The following is a 16996-nucleotide window of genomic DNA, read 5'->3' as shown; positions in this document are numbered from 1 at the left end:
CCATGACTTATTTGATAGATGCCTGGCTGGACCGACCACACCCTTACCTGCGGATCCTGCATCGGGAAACCGGGGAAGTCTGTGCGGTGCTTGAAGAAGAAGCCTTGAACGAGCTGCAGGATCAGGGTGATCTGGACGTCAACGGCTTGAGTTCCAGCGAGCCGGTGGTGCTCAAGGAACTGGTGCGCAATCTGTTTCTGTTCTGCTACGCCCGGGCGTTGCGCCCGACGAGCGATCTGAACCACAAGATTGAAGTATGAGCAACACAAAACCTGTAGGAGCCGGCTTGCTGGCGATCCAGGCGCCGGGGTGCTTCAGGAACACCGCGGTGATGCCATCGCCAGCAAGCCGGCTCCTACAAGGTAATCATGCTTACAAAACGTCGAGCAGTTCGACGTCGAATACCAGAACGCTGTGCGGCGGGATGCTGCCAACGCCTTGAGCGCCGTAAGCCAGTTCGCTCGGCACGTACAGACGCCATTTGCTGCCGGCATTCATCAGTTGCAGGGCTTCGGTCCAACCGGCGATCACGCCGCCAACCGGGAATTCTGCAGGCTGGCCACGCTCGTAGGAGCTATCGAACACAGTGCCGTCGATCAGAGTGCCGTGGTAGTGAGTGCGCACTTGATCTTCACGGGTTGGCTTGGCGCCTTCACCTTGAGTCAGCACTTCGAATTGCAGGCCCGAAGCCAAGGTGGTGATGCCATCACGCTTGGCGTTTTCAGCCAGGAACGCCAGGCCAGCGCCAGCAGCCGCTTCAGCCTTGGCAGCCGCTTCGGCTTGCATGATTTCGCGGATAACTTTGAAGCTGGCAGCCATTTGCTCTTGATCAACGCGGCTTGGCTTGCCTGCGAAAGCGTCGGTCAGGCCAGCCAGGATGGCGTCGATGCTAACGCCCGGTGGCGGGTTGTCGCGCAGCTGGTCGCCCAACTGACGGCCGATACCGTAGCTGACGCGGGTTTCGTCGGTGGACAGATTTACTTCGGACATAACACTGCTCCGCTGTGCGGACGGCCCGGGAACTTGCCGTGCGTGCACAGCGCGTCCCGGAGCGCCCGGAACCAAAAGGGCCAGCAGACTAGCACAGATGCCGTTGCGTTGATCAGAGCTGTCAGTGGTGCCAGGCAGAACGGAAGGCAATCGGAACTTTCAGGCTTTCCTCGGCACTGGCACCGAGCCCACACATCTCATCATGAACCGAGGTGTGCACAAGGTTGAATGGCAAGGAGGGGAAGGCATGAAGCACCTCGCGCGCATGCTCGACCGAACGCAGGTGAAACATTTCGCCGCGGGCATCACTCAAGGGATACGCCGCGCCGTGCATGCGAGCCTCCAGCAGATAGATTCCGCCTTCCATGGAGATCAGGTTCAGCTCATCGATTTTCCCGGCGATGGCATAAGCGCGCAACTCAACGAAGTTCATGAAGGCACCTCTTACAGTGTCAAGCCAATATCAATACATGCATAGGCCTCGACACCTCAAAGTACAAGCCACAAACGACACCGCCCGTCTGTTTGCACCTGACTGTAGGAGCGAGACTTGCCCGCGAAGGCGGTGTGACGGGCAACAGCTATAACGACTGACACAGCCCCTTCGCGGGCAAGCCTCGCTCCTACAGGGCTTTGTGAGCGTCAGTGCTTGGTGAGTTTGTCCAGGTAGCCCATGGCAAACGCCGACACGACGAACGTCATGTGAATGATCACGTACCACTTCAAATGCTCCGGATCGACGTTCTTGGCGTCCATGAAGATGCGCAGCAGGTGAATGGACGAAATCGCCACGATGGAGGCTGCGACCTTCATCTTCAGTGACGAGGAGTCCATGGTGCCCAGCCAGTTGAGCTTTTCCTTATCCTCATCGATATCCAGCTGCGAGACGAAGTTCTCGTAGCCGGAGATCATCACCATCACCAACAAGCCACCGACCAGCGCCATGTCGATCAACGACAGCAGTACCAGGATCAGTTCCGACTCGGCCATCGAGAACACGCTCGGCAGCAGGTGAATCACCTCCTGGAAAAATTTCAGCGCCAGCGCCAGCANTCCAAGGGACAGACCGAAGTAGATCGGCGCCAACAGCCAGCGCGAGGCATACATTGCATTTTCGATAAAGCGTTCCATTGAATCTCACACGTGGGCTGAAAATGGCCGCGAGTATAACAGTCCCCCGTAACACCCAGAAACCGTCGGCAAATCCGCAGCCTGCGCGTGTGCCACAAAGTTTTTCTGCTAGTGTCCAGACTATTGACCGCTCAGCGACATCGGACAGGAAGACTGGAAATGGGTGTGCGATTGCCAATAACGAGTGCCGGCATTTGCCTGGCCCTGCTGATGAGCGGCTGCTCACCCAGCGATGAGAAGCGCCAGATCAGCCTCGAGGAAAAGACCGCGCAGTTCGAGAAGTCTCTGGATGCGATTGAGGATCCGAAGCTCAAGGATGCCGTTGCCGAACTCGGCGGTTCTCTGCTGTTGCTCGAGCGTGCGCAACTCAAGCTCGACAGCAAACCCGTGGAANCCGAATACGGCGAAGACACCCTCGCCCTGCTCAAGCACTACCCCACGCCCCAAGCCTTGGTGGACACCTACATCAATGGCCTGTTCGTGCTGCGCAAAGCGTCACACTCCGACTACCTGACGGATTTGCAGCCGGTGTTCCCNTTCAACTTCAACATTCCGGCCGCGTTTCTCTTTCCCCATGGCCTGGAATGGCAGTCGGTGACCTTGAGCAACAATAAAGTCATCCCCTTTCAGCCGGAATGGTCGGAAACCGATCCAGGCATCCAACTGAGCCCGAGCAGTTCCAACCTGACCAACCCCGATGACCTGACCGTGACTTATCCGTTCATCGACGGCCTGGACATGGACAACAAGAACCAGCCCCAACCGGTGAGCCTGCAAGGCAAGGTCGAGGTCATCGCCCCTCGCCGGCTCTACACCTTCGACCTGACGAAAAAAGACGTTGGCCAGACCCGCACCAACGACAACCTCAGCGTGACCTTGCTGAAACTGGGCAACAACTACGCCGAAATCGAATTCAACAACAGCGCGCCACTGGCCCCGGAAGTCAGCGAAACACCGTTGAACCCGCTGATCGTCCAGGCCAGGGACATCACCGGGCAATTCCTCTCGCGCTCGGGTTCGATCAATGAAACCGCTGCACAAATCGCCTTCTATCAAAAACAACTGGCGAAAATTCAGCAGCAGAAAGCCTGGAGCGAGACCTTCGAAAAGCAGATCGACGAAGAACAGCGCACCTTCGAGGCCCAGCAGAAGAATCATTACACCAAGGTGTATTTCAACGGCCCGGTCGAAACCGTTGAAGTCAGCGTACTGGACTTCTCGGCCGCCACGGTGACCCGCAAGGACCTGAACCTGCCGGTTCGCCGCTTCGACTCACACACCACGGAAAAAACCATCCAGCCACTGACCCTGCCGGTGGTGGTGTACGACGATCAGGCCCCGACCTGGCTCAAGGGCGCGACATTGAGTGAGGAACAGCTGAAGAAAGGCGTCATCGTCAGTCAGGCGGTGGACGACCCCAGCGCCGCGCGCATTGAGTTCGATCACCCCAGAAGCTTCAATGACGAGCTGCTCGGCACATCTCTCAGCGCTGGCGATAGCCCGGTCACGTTCTTTACGGAGGATGGCAGCGGCAAACGCGATGAGCCGATCGAGCTGCCGCCTGAGGCTTACGAGGTCGATCCGCTACGTGGCGCCATCACCTATGACTTGAACCTGTTTCCGGAAACACCGGCCTATGCAGTGGGTTCCATGCCGCTGTTTCTGGCGACTGTCGCCAAACAAACGCTCGACGCCCATGCGCTGCCCAAAGGCCTGGAACTCAAAGGCAATGCCTTGGTGGTTGATTTGAAGCTGTTTCCTGCCCAGGACTGGCGATTTTTCGCCAAGGACGACTCTGGAAACTATCTGAAAGAAATTCTTTCGGTCACTCATGACGCGAGCGCAGAAGGCCCGGCGTTATTTGCCGCGCATTACTTCTATGGCCAGCCAACACGTCTGGAAACCTATCAGCGAACCGACCTCACCACGGTGCAATATGGTTTCGAGGTCAAACTGGCCAAGGCGGATTTGAGCCACCTTGATCAATAGCCGGTTTCAGTGGCCGCGCCGAACTCAGCCATTGAGGTTGCGGCAACGGCCCCCGTTGATTTCCCGCAGCTGGGCTTGCAGGTGCAGGCACCAGATTTGTGGGTCATCGGCCAGTTCGTAGCCNTGCAGGGTCAGGCTTTCAACAATCGATTGGAGGATGGACTCCGCCACGAAAGGCCCATGAAACGGTCCCTGCGCCTTGATGGCGGAAGGTTGTTCGCCGGCCATTCCGGCGGCGAAGAGCAAGGTCCACATGCCCGTATCCCCCGCCAACGGGCGGATGGCACACTCGATACGGGTCACAAGACCCAGGCATTGACGGGTGAGGCAGAGGTTGCGCGACATGGCGGCGACCCTCGGTAGATCCGGTATTCAGCCCCCACGGGAAGGCTGTCTCGATCCAGTGATTACTGTCGATATCCTTGAGCTGAGAATAGAAGAAAAGTTTGACTAGCACGTCAAGTGAGACCAGAAGGCGCCGAATGGTCATTGTGTGAATCTTGACGTCAGAGTGATGGCACTGATCGGGTAGCGAATACAAAACCTGTGGGAGCGAGCTTGCTCGCGATGGCGGACTTCCAGCCAACAAACATGTTGAATGTCAGTCCCTCATCGCGAGCAAGCTCGCTCCCACAGGGTATCGGTGTATTCCTCAGCTTGGTCAGGCCGGCTTGGCCTCGACCAGTGCCTCCAGCGCCGCTTCCTTCTCGGCTTCCTTGAGGTCTTCTTCGCTGATCATTTCCGCGATCACGCGCAAGCGTTCCACCACCCGTGCGTTAACACTCCCTTCGGGGAACTGGCCATCGGCATCCGGCGCACCGGCCGGCTCGCCGACCAACAGGCTCAACGCCTCGTCAGCCTGGCGCACGGCGTAGACATGGAACTGCCCCGCACGCACGGCCTGCAGCACCTTCTCGTCGAGCATCAACGTAGCGACGTTGGCTTGCGGAATGATCGCACCCTGCTCGCCGGTCAACCCGCGCGCTTCACACAGGCGGAAGAAGCCTTCGATCTTCTCGTTGACCCCACCCACCGCCTGCACTTCGCCAAACTGGTTGATCGAGCCGGTGATGGCAAAGCACTGCTTGAGCGGCGTCTTCGACAACGCCGAAATCAAGGTGCACGCCTCGCCCAGGGAGGCACTGTCGCCGTCCACATAACCGTAGGACTGCTCCAGCGCGATACTCGCCGAGATCGCCAGCGGGAATTCCTGGGCATAACGGCTGCCCAGGTAACCGGTAAGGATCATCACGCCTTTGGAGTGAATCGGCTGGCCAAGGTTAACCTCGCGCTCGATGTCGACGATGCCACTGCCGCCCGGGTACACCGTGGCGGAAATCCGCGCCGGTACGCCGAAGGCCGAGTCGCCGACTTCCAGCACCGTCAGCCCGTTGCATTTGCCGACGGCCGCACCGGCGGTATCGATCAGGATGACCCCGGCGAGCATGTCGTCGAGAATCCGCGCCGACACACGCCCGGTACGCGTGGCCTTGGCCTTGAGCGCCCGTTCGATATGCCCGGCATCGGTCATCTCATCGCCCGCCAGGTGGCGAATGAAATCCGCCTCGCTCACCAGCTGGAACAAATCACCGATACGCGCCGACAAACGCCCCTGGTGTTCCGCCAGGCGTGCGCTGTAGGTCGCCAGACGCGCCACGGCGTCCGACGTCAGCGGCGCCATGCCTTCTTCCGAGGTGCGGGTTTTGAGCAACTGGGCGAACTGCTCCAGGCTCTCGTCCACCATTGGGATGTCTTCGTCGAAATCCACCAGTACGCGGAACATCTCCTGGAAGTCCGGATCGGCATCCTGCAACGCGTAGTACAACTGGCGCGAACCGATAATGATGACCTTGACCTGCAACGGAATCATTTGCGGGTTGAGGGTCACGGTGGCCAGGCGGCCGAGCTCTCCCAGTGGCGATTCCATCTTCAGCTTGCGCGACTGCAGGGAACGCTTGAGGGCGTCCCACACAAACGGCTCGCTGAGCATTTTCTCCGCTTCAAGGATCAGGAAGCCGCCGTTGGCCCGGTGCAATGCACCCGGACGCAGCTGCCGATAGGTCGTGTACAGCGCGCCCTGATCGGTGCTGTATTCGATGCGGCCAAACAGGTTTTCGTAAGTCGGGTGCGGCTCGAAAACCACCGGCGCACCACCGCTGGACGAATGACCGACCACCAGACTCGGGGCGTATTGCTCTTCGAGCAGCTTGCGGGCCTGGGCGTCGGTCTTGGCGTCGTCCACCAGTTGCTCGACCACGGTTTTGAGCAGGTACACCTGCATGGCTTGCAGGTAACCGCAAACGNCCGCGTTCTCCGCGTATTTCTCCGACAACGGCGACAACAACGGCTGCAAGGCCAACGTGATGGTTTCTTCGTTGAGGTGGCGCAGTTGATTGCTCGACTCGCGTTTCCATTGCGGCAGGCTGGCGAGCTCTTCGTTCAGTCGCTCCTCCAGACCTGAAATATCGTCGTGGAAACGCTCACGTTCGGCTTCCGGCAACTGGGCGAATTCCGCTTCGTCCAGGGCCTTGCCTTCGCTCATCGGCGTGAATGCGATGTTGCTGGCGTCGCGGTAAAGCGCGACTTCTTTCTCCAACGCCAGGCGCTCGATCACGTCCAGTGCCTTGTCGTAACGCTGGTTGAAGGCGCGGTCGATGGCGCTTTTGCGCTGTTGATAGGTCGGGTGCTCGAACACTGCCGGAAAGGTCGCCAGCAGGTTGTCGATCAAGCCGTTGATGTCACCGATGAAGGCGCCAGCGGTACCCGATGGCAATTCCAGCGCGCGGGGCTCGCGAGGCTCATCGAAATTATTCACATAGACCCAGTCCGCCGGGGTCTGCAGGCGTTTGCCTTCGGCCTTCAGGTAGCGTTTGACGAACGAAAAGCGGCCGGTACCCGGCTCGCCCATGACAAACACGTTGTAACCGGGGCGTGGCATGGCCACGCCGAACTGCAAGGCTTCAACCGCACGTTCCTGGCCAAGCACACCGCGAAAGGGCTCCAAATCATTAGTGGTCGAGAAGCTGAACTGTTCAGCGGAGAAAGGGCGAGTCAGCGCTTCAGGCGCTAGACGCAGGCTGGCAGCAACAGGATCAGGCATCGGGCTTCCTTACATCAGGCGGGGCAGATAGCGGCATTCTGGCGCTGCCCATACCTCACTTGCAAGGCGCGCCTCCAGCCAAAGCATAGACAAAACGTCATCTCCAGGCCGGCCGGGTGCAAATCGATGATTTCAACGAATGTTTTGCAAAAAATCACGGAACCCCGGGAACGTGCCTAAACTCCAAACTGCGCGGCTGGATTAATAACTGGCCCACTGGCGCCGGATTGGGCCAGACCCCTTGTCCATTGGTATGCACATAAAGAGAACATAGCTATGAAACGGATNCTTCTCGGTACTCTCTTCACCGCTGTNTCCATCAACGCNATGGCTGAATCACCAGGTGGCCCGAACTGCGGTTGGGGCAACATGTTGTTCGAAGGTCAGCGTGGCACCCCGGCTCACTTCCTGGCATCCACCACCAACGGCACTTCCGGCAACGCAACCTTCGGTATGACCTCTGGTACCAACGGTTGCTCGACTAATGCGTCGCTGACTTATGGCGGCAAATCCTGGTTTGCCATGAATGGCATGATGAACGAGCTGTCCGAAGACATGGCCAAGGGCAACGGCGAAGCGCTGACCACCTATGCCGTGGTACTGGGCGTTGCACCGGAAGATCGCGAGCACTTTGCTGCCGTGACCCACGAGCACTTCCAGCAAATCTTCAGCAAGGCTGACGTGACCGCTGACGACGTGCACAACAACACCCTGGCTGTACTGAAAAGCGATACCCGTCTGGCCAAGTACGCTACTCAAGCTTAAGCTCGACCCGCCCGCTCCTTTCGGGGAGCGGGTTTTGTTTTTTGGACCTGCCCTCTTTGGGTCTTTGTTTTTTTTCGACTTAAGTTGCCCACTATGCTCAAACGCCTTGCCTGGCTGGCGCTCTNNGCCTGCGCCCCGCTATACGCGGCCCCGCATATTGATGATCAACGTTTGCAGCAATTGGCCAACGATCCATTCTGGCTGTCTTTGGGCCATTACGAAGCCGGCAAACTGGGCGGCTGGCGCAGCTATGTCAGCGACAAAAAGTTCTTTCTCGCACCCGACGGCAACGAACACCCCGACCGCGAACTGGCGGCCACCGTGCAGGCGCTGTACGCCCCGGCCAGTGCGGGCGAACAACATGCGCAATGTGTCTACCCGGCGCGCACCCGCTGGTTGAAAGCGCAGCTCAACCTGACTGATTTGCCGACGCTCGATTGCACTGAGTTCAAGCAATGGTTCAAGGATGTCTCGCCCCATAGCGCGGTGATGATTTTCCCGGCGGCGTACCTGAACAGTCCATCATCGATGTTCGGCCACACGCTGCTGCGCATCGACCAGGCTGACGTACAAAGCAACAACACCGCCCTGCTNAGTTACGCGATCAACTTCGGCGCGTACATCGAAGGCTCGGACAACAGCATCCTCTACGCCTGGAAAGGTTTGATGGGTGGCTATCCGGGGCTATTCGCGCTGGTGCCGTACCAGGAAAAACTCTCGGAATACCGCAGCCTCGAGAACAGGGACCTGTGGGAATACCGGCTGAACCTGACGCAGGCAGAAACCGAGCGCATGGTCGAGCACGTNTGGGAGCTCAAGCAGATCCAGTTCGACTACTTCTTCTTCGACGAAAACTGCTCCTACCGCCTGCTCGAGCTGCTGCAAGTGGCGCGGCCAAGCCTGCGCCTGACCGAACAGTTCCCGCTGACGGCCATTCCGACCGATACCGTCAAAGCCGTGAAAGAAGCCGGACTGGTGGAATCCATTCAGTATCGTCCGTCCCGTGAACGGGAGCTGCTCAGCCGCGCCGAGCCGTTGACTGACGAAGAACAGGAGTGGGTGCTGAAAGTCAGCGCCGACCAGAAGCAATTGCAGACGCCCGCGTTCAAGGCCCAACCGCGCGACCGTCAGGCGCTGATCATCGATGCGGCTTACCGACTCGAACGCTATCGCGCCAACGGTCAGGAGCGCGATCCTGAGCGGGCGCAGCGCAGTTTCGAACTGCTGCGGGCGATCAACCAGAACCCCGCCCCTGAGCTGGACATCCCAAGACCCGGCCTGCCCGAGGACGGTCATGAATCCCGCACCTGGCAGGCCGGCATCGGGACCCGGGGCGACAAGGCCTTTGGCGAATATGGCCTGCGCATGGCGTATCACGACCTCAACGATAACGCCGAGAGCTTCCCGCTCGGTGCGCAGATCGAAATCCTGCAGATGAAACTGCGCCAGTACGAAGGCAATCACTGGCAGTTCCAGCAACTGGACCTGGCGACCATTCGCTCCCTGACACCGCGCAATGAGCTGTTGCAGCCGCTCTCGTGGCAAGTCACCGGCGGTCTGGAACGCGTGCCGGGCAAGCATGACGATGAAACGCTGGTCAGCCACGTCAACGGCGGTGGCGGCGGCACCTGGCAGTTGGGCGAAGACATGCTCGGCTTTGCACTGGGCACCGTGCGTGTCGAACACAACAACGATTTCGCGGGTTTTATCGCACCGGCGGCAGGTTTCAACAGCGGTCTGCTGTGGAAAAACCCACTGGGCAATTTCAGCCTGGAAGCCAAGGGCGATTTCTTCACTAACGGCGAGGTGCGCCGCAGTGTGAGCCTCAACCAGCAGTGGGAACTGTCGCGCAACCTGGGCCTGCGCCTGAGTGCTCAACGCGAATTCAGCCACCTCGCCTCGCCCGAGAACGAAGTGATGCTTGAAGTGAAGTGGTANCACTACTGATCCGNANCCCCACAAGGGATTTGTGGTGGCAAACAGATTGATCACACGCCTTTCACGATCGCCTGACAATTTCATTCGTAGACTTCACCCATAGGGCTTCTAACAGCCCGGGAGTCCAAGATGTGGCGTTGCGCAGGTGTGCTGGGATTGTTGATGTTGATCGCGGGTTGCCAGACGACCCACGAGGATTTGATCGCCAAGGGTTATCCACCGGCGTTCGCCGATGGTTTCGATGACGGTTGCAGCAGTGGCCGACAAGCCGCCGGGGCAATCACCGGGGAATTTCGCAAGAACGTCCCGCGCTATCTCAAGGACAAGCAGTACGCCGAAGGCTGGAGCGACGGTTTTCGCCAATGCCAGGCCATGCGCGAAAGCGAGGATCGCGAGGACTATCGCAGCCACCATTGGGACGACCGCGACAAAGCCTGGCAACAGCAAAAGGACCAGGGCGCCGCCCGAGCCTATCGCTCGCAATGAGTCGCTGACAGACATCCATCGAAACTAAAAGCCTGCAACCATGGCCCAAACCCTATAACGGGAGAAAACCATGAGTCGCGCTTTCGTCAATGAAGATAACGCCGCCGCGCAAGCCGATCAGCCAGTCGAACGGCAGGTCAGCGCACAGCCCAATTACGTCACGCCCGCCGGGCTGGCGCAGCTTCAGGCGAAAGTCGCCGAAGTGCAAAACCTGCTCAATGGACAGAATGCGAAAGGCGAACTCGCAGACAAACAGCGCCAGGCCGACCTGGAGCGTGACTGGCGGTATTTCAATCAACGCCTGCAAAGCGCTCAGTTGGTCGTACCGGCCTCCTCGACCGACAAAGTGCAGATTGGCGCGTGGGTAACGTTTGCCGATGAACAGGGCCACGAACAACGTGTGCAGTTGGTCGGTGAGGACCAGGCGGATGCCGCGAGCGGGCTGATCAACTGGGGCTCGCCGCTGGGACGGGCGCTGTTGGGCGCTCAGGTCGGGGACGAGGTGGTGTGGAAGCGGCCGGTGGGGGATTTGGTGATTGAGGTTCTGGGCATAGAAATCGGGTGATCTTCAGGACCCCATCGCGGGCAAGCCCGCTCCCACAGGGGTATATGTTCACTGAAGATCATGTGGGAGCTGGCTTGCCTGCGATGGCCGCGCCACGGTGTAACTGAAAGCCATAAAAAAACGGAGCCCTGAAGGCTCCGTTTTTTATGCAACCGACCCGATATCAGGCCAGTTTCTTGTGCCGTACACGGTGCGGCTGGGCAGCAGCTTCGCCCAAACGCTTTTTACGGTCCGCTTCGTACTCGGTGTAGTTACCTTCGAAGAACACTGCTTGGGAGTCGTCTTCGTACGCCAGGATGTGGGTCGCGACGCGGTCAAGGAACCACCGATCGTGAGAGATCACAATGGCGGCGCCCGGGAAGTCCAACAGGGCTTCTTCCAGGGAACGCAGGGTTTCAACGTCGAGGTCGTTGGACGGTTCGTCGAGCAGCAGGACGTTGCCGCCCTCTTTCAAGGTCAGGGCCAGGTGCAAGCGACCGCGCTCACCACCGGACAGGTCCTTGACGAACTTCTGTTGGTCGCCGCCCTTGAAGTTGAAACGGCCGACGTAGGTGCGCGATGGGATTTCNTAGTTGCCAATGCGGATCTGGTCGGAACCGTCAGAGATTTGCTGGAACACCGTCTTGCTGCCGTCCAGGTCTTCGCGGCTCTGATCGACACAGGCCAACTGCACGGTTTCGCCGACTTCGATGGTGCCAGAATCCGGGGTTTCCTTGCCCATCAGCATACGGAACAGCGTGGACTTACCGGCACCGTTACCGCCGATGACGCCGACGATCGCGCCTTTTGGCATCGAGAACGACAGGTTATCGATCAACACGCGGTCGCCATAACCTTTGGAAACGTTCTTGAACTCGATGACCTTGTCACCCAGGCGCGGACCGGCCGGGATGTAGATCTCGTTGGTTTCGCTGCGCTTCTGGAATTCCTGCGACTGCATTTCTTCAAAGCGTTGCAGACGTGCCTTGGATTTGGACTGGCGGGCCTTGGCGCCTTTGCGCACCCACTCCAGTTCTTCCTTCATGGCTTTTTCGTGAGCCGATTGCTGCTTGGATTCGGTGGCCAGACGGTCGGACTTGGCTTCNAGCCAACCGGAGTAGTTACCCTCGTAAGGGATACCGGCGCCACGGTCGAGCTCGAGGATCCAGCCGGCGACGTTGTCCAGGAAGTACCGGTCGTGCGTGATCGCAACCACGGTGCCCGGGAAGTCGTGAAGGAAGTGTTCCAGCCAGGCGACAGAATCGGCGTCCAAGTGGTTGGTCGGTTCGTCGAGCAGCAGCATGTCNGGTGCCGACAGCAGCAGGCGGCACAGGGCCACACGACGCTTTTCACCACCGGACAGGAATTCGACCTTGGCGTCCCACGCCGGCAGGCGCAGCGCATCGGCGGCGACTTCCAGCTGGCGCTCCAGGTTGTGACCGTCGCCGGCCTGCAGGATGGCTTCGAGCTTGGCCTGTTCGGCGGCCAGCTTGTCGAAGTCGGCATCTTCTTCGGCGTAGGCGGCGTAAACCTCGTCCAGGCGGGCCTGGGCGTTCTTGATCACGCTGACCGCTTCCTCGACCACTTCGCGCACGGTTTTGGTCGGGTCCAGGATTGGCTCTTGCGGTAGGTAGCCGATGTTCAGTTCGGGCATCGGGCGGGCTTCGCCTTCGAACTCGGTGTCGACGCCGGCCATGATTTTCAGCAGTGTGGACTTACCCGAACCGTTGAGGCCGAGCACGCCGATCTTGGCGCCTGGGAAGAAGGACAGCGAAATGTTTTTCAGGATTTCCCGCTTCGGCGGAACAACTTTTCCCAGCCGATGCATGGTGAAGACGTATTGAGCCATGGAGAACCTTGGGTCAGTGACAGATGAATGATTGGAGCGCAGGCGATGCCCGGCCAGACTGTGCGCGTCGTCAGATTGATAATGTATCAATGCATGAGCGCTGAAAAAGTCTGAGTCTAGGAGCTGGAACGCTCCCGCGTAACCGGCAAAGCTACCTGAATGACAGGTGGCAGTCCAGCCAGGCGGGACTGGCACTTTGCCACAACTCAAGGCATGCTAGCCGCCCTCCGGGCGTCCGGCTTATAGTGCACGTCGCGCCANTCCAGCCAAACCGCAGGATTACAGTTTGTCTAATGTCTCTCCGCCTTCGTCCGTGAGCGCAGCCCATCCTGCGACCGGCTCGCCCCTGCGCGGATCCTTGAAGGGTGCGTTGGCGACACTCGTGCTGTTGTTGCTCGCCTTGTTGTTCTGGCAGCTGCTGGATCAGCTGCGCGAAACACAGAAACACCAGCGGCAATACACCATCGACTACACCGCCGACCTGGCCGCGCAAGTCAGCCTGAACATGGCGCTCAAGGCCCAGATCGCGCTGAACCTGCTACCGATCGTCGAGCAACCGCAAAGTGCCGACGAACAGCAGGCGCTGCTGCGCAAGCTTCAACAATCGCTGCCTGAACTGCGCAGCCTGGCGTTGCTCAGTCCTTCCGGCAAAATCCTCAGCGACAGCGCCGCCGACGCCCAGGATGCCGATTACCTGGGTGAGCTGGTCCGACGCAGCCGCGCCCAGGCCCACTATTTCAGCAATGCCGACGACGGTTCAGTGGTGCACCTGCTGCTGCATCAGGCCAGTGGCAGCAGCCGTGGTTACTGGGCCCTGCGCCTGACGCCGACATTTTTCTCGTCTCTGACCAAGCAAAACGAAGCCGGCATCCGCCCGCTGTGGCTGGTGGAAAACCGGGTCAATCACCAGATCATCAGCCGCGATGAAGCGTCGCCTTCGGTTAAACCGAGCGCGTTGTCCCCGGACGATCTGGCCAACAGCGTGTTGACGGTGCCCCTGAGCAGCAGCGATTGGCAACTGCGCGGACTGTTCGATCGCCAGCAAGTGCTCGAACAACTGCTGCCGGCGTTTATCGGCAAATGCCTGTTGGGCCTGGCCTTCTCGCTGATTCCGGTGATTGTGCTGCTGAACATTCGCCGCCGTCAGCGCCAGTTGCATGAGGGCCGCCGCCGCTATCACGATATTTTCGAAGGCACTGGCGTTGCCCTGTGCGTATTGGACGTCTCCGGGCTCAAGACCTTCTTCGACAAAGCCCAACTGCACAGCAGCGAGCAACTCAAGGCCTGGCTCGACAGACCGGAGCAACGCCAGCAATTGCTCCAGGAACTGCGCATCACCGAGGTCAACCAGGTTGCCCTGCAACTGCTCAACGTCAATTCCTGTGCTCAGGCGTGGAAACTGTTGATTGACGGCTGCCCGCAGGACGGCACCGCCATCGGCCATCAAGTGCTCGAAACGGTGTTCAACCAGCAGAGACAGCTCGAGCTGGAAATCAAACTCCAGGACGCCAATGGCCGCGACCAGCACCTGTGGCTGGTGCTGCGCCTGCCGGAAGATCACGCCGACTATAAAGCGGTGATCCTGAGCATCACCGACATCACCAGCCGCAAGTTGATCGAGCTGTCGCTGGTCGAGCGCGAAAGCTTCTGGTCGGACGTGGTGCGTACCGTGCCCGATCACCTGTATGTGCAGGACGTGATCAGCCAGCGCATGATTTTCAGCAACCATCACTTGGGCCACACCCTCGGCTACAACAAGGTCGANTTGCACCAGATGGGCGAGTATTTCTGGGAAATCCTCCTGCACCCCGAAGATGCCGATTACTACCACCGCTCGCGCCAGACCCAGCGCCACGCGGGTTACACCCAATTGCTGCAATGCCAGTTGCGGTTCCGTCATCGCGACGGCAAGTGGCGGCGTTTCGACATTCGCGAACAGGCACTGGCGCGGGACAAACACGATCAAGTCACGCGGATCATCGGTGTGGCCAAGGACATTACCGATCAGATCGAAGCCAGCGAATCCCTGCGCGACAGCGAGCAACGCTACCGCATGCTGGCCGAAAGCATCAGCGACGTAATCTGCTCCACCGACAGCAAAATGAAGCTCAACTACGTCAGCCCGTCGGTACAAGCCGTGTTGGGCTACGACGCCGAGTGGATCTTCCAGAACGGCTGGCAATCGACCATCGCCAACCCGCAGCAACTGACCGGCATTTACGGCTTGATGGATCGGGTCAGCAAAGCGCTGGATAAACCCGAGCAACTGGCACTGCTGCGCAGTCAGGTGCAGACCCAACTGTTCCTGTTCGATTGCCTGCGCGGCGACGGGCGCAAAATTCCGATCGAGCTACGGCTGGTACTGGTCTGGGACGAACACGGGGCCTTCGAAGGCGTGCTGGGCGTCGGCCGCGATATCAGCCAGCAACGCCGCGCAGAGAAAGACCTGCGCATGGCGGCCACGGTATTTGAACACTCAACCTCGGCGATCCTGATCACCGACCCGGCCGGCTACATCGTCCAGGCCAACGAAGCGTTCAGTCGCGTCAGCGGTTATGCCGTGGCAGACGTGCTCGACCAGTTGCCAAACATGCTCACTGTCGATGAGCAGCAGGAAGCTCACCTGCGCTACGTGCTCAAGCAACTGCACCAGCACAGCACCTGGGAAGGTGAAGTCTGGCTCAAACGACGCAATGGCGAGCATTACCCGGCCTGGGTGGGCATTACCGCCGTATTTGACGATGAAGGTGACCTGGCCAGCTACGTGTGTTTCTTCAGCGATATCAGCGAGCGCAAGGCCAGCGAACAGCGCATCCACCGTCTGGCGTATTACGACGCCTTGACCCACCTGCCCAACCGCACCCTGTTCCAGGACCGCCTGCACACGGCGCTGCAGTCGGCTGAGCGACAGAAGTCCTGGGTGGTGCTGATGTTCCTCGACCTCGATCGCTTCAAGCCGATCAACGATTCCCTCGGCCACGCCGCCGGCGACCGCATGCTCAAGGAGATGGCCACCCGCCTGCTGGGCTGCGTGGCCGAAGACGACACCGTGGCGCGCATGGGCGGTGACGAATTCACCTTGCTCCTGCAACCGCGGGCCAACCGTGAAGTCGCGCTGAACCGCGCGATCTCGGTGGCCGAGCAGATCCTCGCCAGCCTGGTGAAGCCGTTTGTACTGGAAGGCCGCGAGTTCTTTGTAACCGCCAGTATTGGCATCGCCTTGAGCCCGCAGGACGGCAACGAGCTGAGCCAACTGATGAAAAACGCCGACACCGCGATGTATCACGCCAAAGAGCGCGGCAAGAACAACTTCCAGTTTTACCAGGCTGATATGAACGCCAGTGCCCTGGAGCGCCTGGAGCTGGAAAGCGACCTGCGCCACGCCTTGGAACAGAACGAATTCGTGCTGTATTACCAACCGCAATTCAGCGGCGACGGCAAACGTTTGACCGGCGCCGAAGCCCTGCTGCGCTGGCGCCACCCGCGCCGAGGCCTGGTGCCGCCCGGGGACTTCATTCCCGTGCTGGAAGAGCTGGGGCTGGTGGTGGACGTGGGCGACTGGGTGATCAGCGAAGCNTGCCGGCAGCTCAAGACCTGGCATCAGGCCAAGGTGCGGGTGCCGAAGGTGTCGGTGAACATTTCGGCCCGGCAATTCTCCGACGGCCAGCTCGGGACGCGGATCGCCACCATTCTCAAGGACACCGGCCTGCCCCCGGCGTGCCTGGAGCTGGAGCTGACCGAAAGTATCCTGATGCGCGAAGTCAACGAAGCCATGCAGATCCTCGCCAGCCTGAAAAACCTCGGCCTGAGCATTGCGGTGGACGACTTCGGCACCGGCTATTCGTCGCTCAACTACCTCAAGCAATTCCCCATCGATGTGCTGAAGATCGACCGCACCTTTGTCGANGGCCTGCCGTCGGGCGAACAGGATGCACAGATTGCCCGGGCGATCATTGCCATGGCCCATAGCCTNAACCTGGCGGTGATCGCCGAGGGCGTGGAAACCCATGAGCAGTTGGACTTCCTGCGTGAGCATGGCTGCGATGAAGTGCAGGGCTACTTATTCGGGCGGCCGATGCCGGCGAATCGGTTTGAAGCGCAGTTCAGCAATGATGCGCTGTTCATGTTCGACTGAATAAGAGCAGCGGCAAGTTGCAAGCTACAAGCAGCAAGAACGAGCGGAACTGCTTTTACTTGAGGCTTG

General features: G+C 59.5%; 13 protein-coding genes. 7 read left to right on the top strand and 6 right to left on the bottom strand.

Annotated features, from left to right (window positions below; translation table 11 throughout):
• Window positions 1–2 precede the first annotated feature (2 nt).
• A complete protein-coding gene (locus B7L09_RS21645) occupies window positions 3–260 on the top strand; it encodes a PA4570 family protein (protein ID WP_084319505.1) in 258 nt (85 codons plus the stop codon).
• 112 nt (window positions 261–372) lie between these two features.
• Here the strand turns inward: B7L09_RS21645 and bamJ are convergent, their stop codons facing one another.
• The 3 genes from bamJ to B7L09_RS21630 form a co-directional block, all read right to left on the bottom strand.
• Window positions 373–990 carry a BamJ family beta-barrel-assembly machinery protein gene (bamJ, locus tag B7L09_RS21640; RefSeq protein ID WP_094470565.1) on the bottom strand — a complete coding sequence of 206 codons (618 nt, stop codon included), beginning with the start codon at window positions 988–990 and terminating at the stop codon, window positions 373–375.
• A 121-nt stretch (window positions 991–1111) separates the two neighbouring features.
• Window positions 1112–1423, bottom strand: coding sequence for a DUF6482 family protein (locus B7L09_RS21635; RefSeq protein WP_094470564.1), 312 nt, complete (start codon window positions 1421–1423; stop codon window positions 1112–1114).
• A 209-nt stretch (window positions 1424–1632) separates the two neighbouring features.
• Window positions 1633–2121 (bottom strand): TIGR00645 family protein, encoded by a 489-nt coding sequence (locus B7L09_RS21630; protein ID WP_094470563.1) that lies wholly within the window; start codon window positions 2119–2121, stop codon window positions 1633–1635.
• Between the two features lie 159 nt (window positions 2122–2280).
• On the opposite strand from B7L09_RS21630, the gene B7L09_RS21625 reads away from it, so the two are divergent.
• The gene (locus tag B7L09_RS21625) at window positions 2281–4110 is read left to right on the top strand and encodes a hypothetical protein (RefSeq protein ID WP_094470562.1); all 1830 of its coding nucleotides are present in this window, start codon (window positions 2281–2283) and stop codon (window positions 4108–4110) included.
• Between the two features lie 24 nt (window positions 4111–4134).
• On the opposite strand, the gene B7L09_RS21620 is transcribed toward B7L09_RS21625, so the two are convergent.
• Both B7L09_RS21620 and B7L09_RS21615 read right to left on the bottom strand, forming a co-directional pair.
• Complete coding sequence (locus B7L09_RS21620; RefSeq protein ID WP_094470561.1) at window positions 4135–4455, bottom strand: PA4575 family protein; 321 nt, start codon at window positions 4453–4455, stop codon at window positions 4135–4137.
• Between the two features lie 316 nt (window positions 4456–4771).
• Window positions 4772–7210, bottom strand: coding sequence for a Lon protease family protein (locus tag B7L09_RS21615; protein WP_094470560.1), 2439 nt, complete (start codon window positions 7208–7210; stop codon window positions 4772–4774).
• A 276-nt stretch (window positions 7211–7486) separates the two neighbouring features.
• Here B7L09_RS21615 and B7L09_RS21610 point away from each other — a divergent pair, with 276 nt between their 5' ends.
• The 4 genes from B7L09_RS21610 (at window position 7487) to B7L09_RS21595 (ending at window position 10964) form a co-directional block, all read left to right on the top strand.
• Complete coding sequence (locus B7L09_RS21610; protein WP_094470559.1) at window positions 7487–7975, top strand: DUF3015 domain-containing protein; 489 nt, start codon at window positions 7487–7489, stop codon at window positions 7973–7975.
• 93 nt (window positions 7976–8068) lie between these two features.
• Entirely contained in the window at window positions 8069–9922 is a 1854-nt protein-coding gene (locus B7L09_RS21605) for an Lnb N-terminal periplasmic domain-containing protein (RefSeq protein WP_094470558.1), read from the top strand.
• 120 nt (window positions 9923–10042) lie between these two features.
• Window positions 10043–10399 carry a hypothetical protein gene (locus B7L09_RS21600; protein WP_094470557.1) on the top strand — a complete coding sequence of 119 codons (357 nt, stop codon included), beginning with the start codon at window positions 10043–10045 and terminating at the stop codon, window positions 10397–10399.
• Window positions 10400–10469: 70 nt separating this feature from the next.
• A complete protein-coding gene (locus tag B7L09_RS21595; RefSeq protein ID WP_094470556.1) occupies window positions 10470–10964 on the top strand; it encodes a GreA/GreB family elongation factor in 495 nt (164 codons plus the stop codon).
• Between the two features lie 163 nt (window positions 10965–11127).
• Here B7L09_RS21595 and ettA read toward each other — a convergent pair whose 3' ends face one another.
• A complete protein-coding gene (ettA, locus tag B7L09_RS21590; protein ID WP_094470555.1) occupies window positions 11128–12792 on the bottom strand; it encodes an energy-dependent translational throttle protein EttA in 1665 nt (554 codons plus the stop codon).
• A 286-nt stretch (window positions 12793–13078) separates the two neighbouring features.
• On the opposite strand from ettA, the gene B7L09_RS21585 reads away from it, so the two are divergent.
• Window positions 13079–16927 (top strand): sensor domain-containing protein, encoded by a 3849-nt coding sequence (locus B7L09_RS21585; protein WP_094470554.1) that lies wholly within the window; start codon window positions 13079–13081, stop codon window positions 16925–16927.
• Window positions 16928–16996: the final 69 nt, after the last annotated feature.

The organism is Pseudomonas mandelii (assembly GCF_002251635.1).
Classification (GTDB): domain Bacteria; phylum Pseudomonadota; class Gammaproteobacteria; order Pseudomonadales; family Pseudomonadaceae; genus Aquipseudomonas; species Aquipseudomonas mandelii_B.
This window is presented reverse-complemented; position numbering and strand designations above follow the sequence as displayed.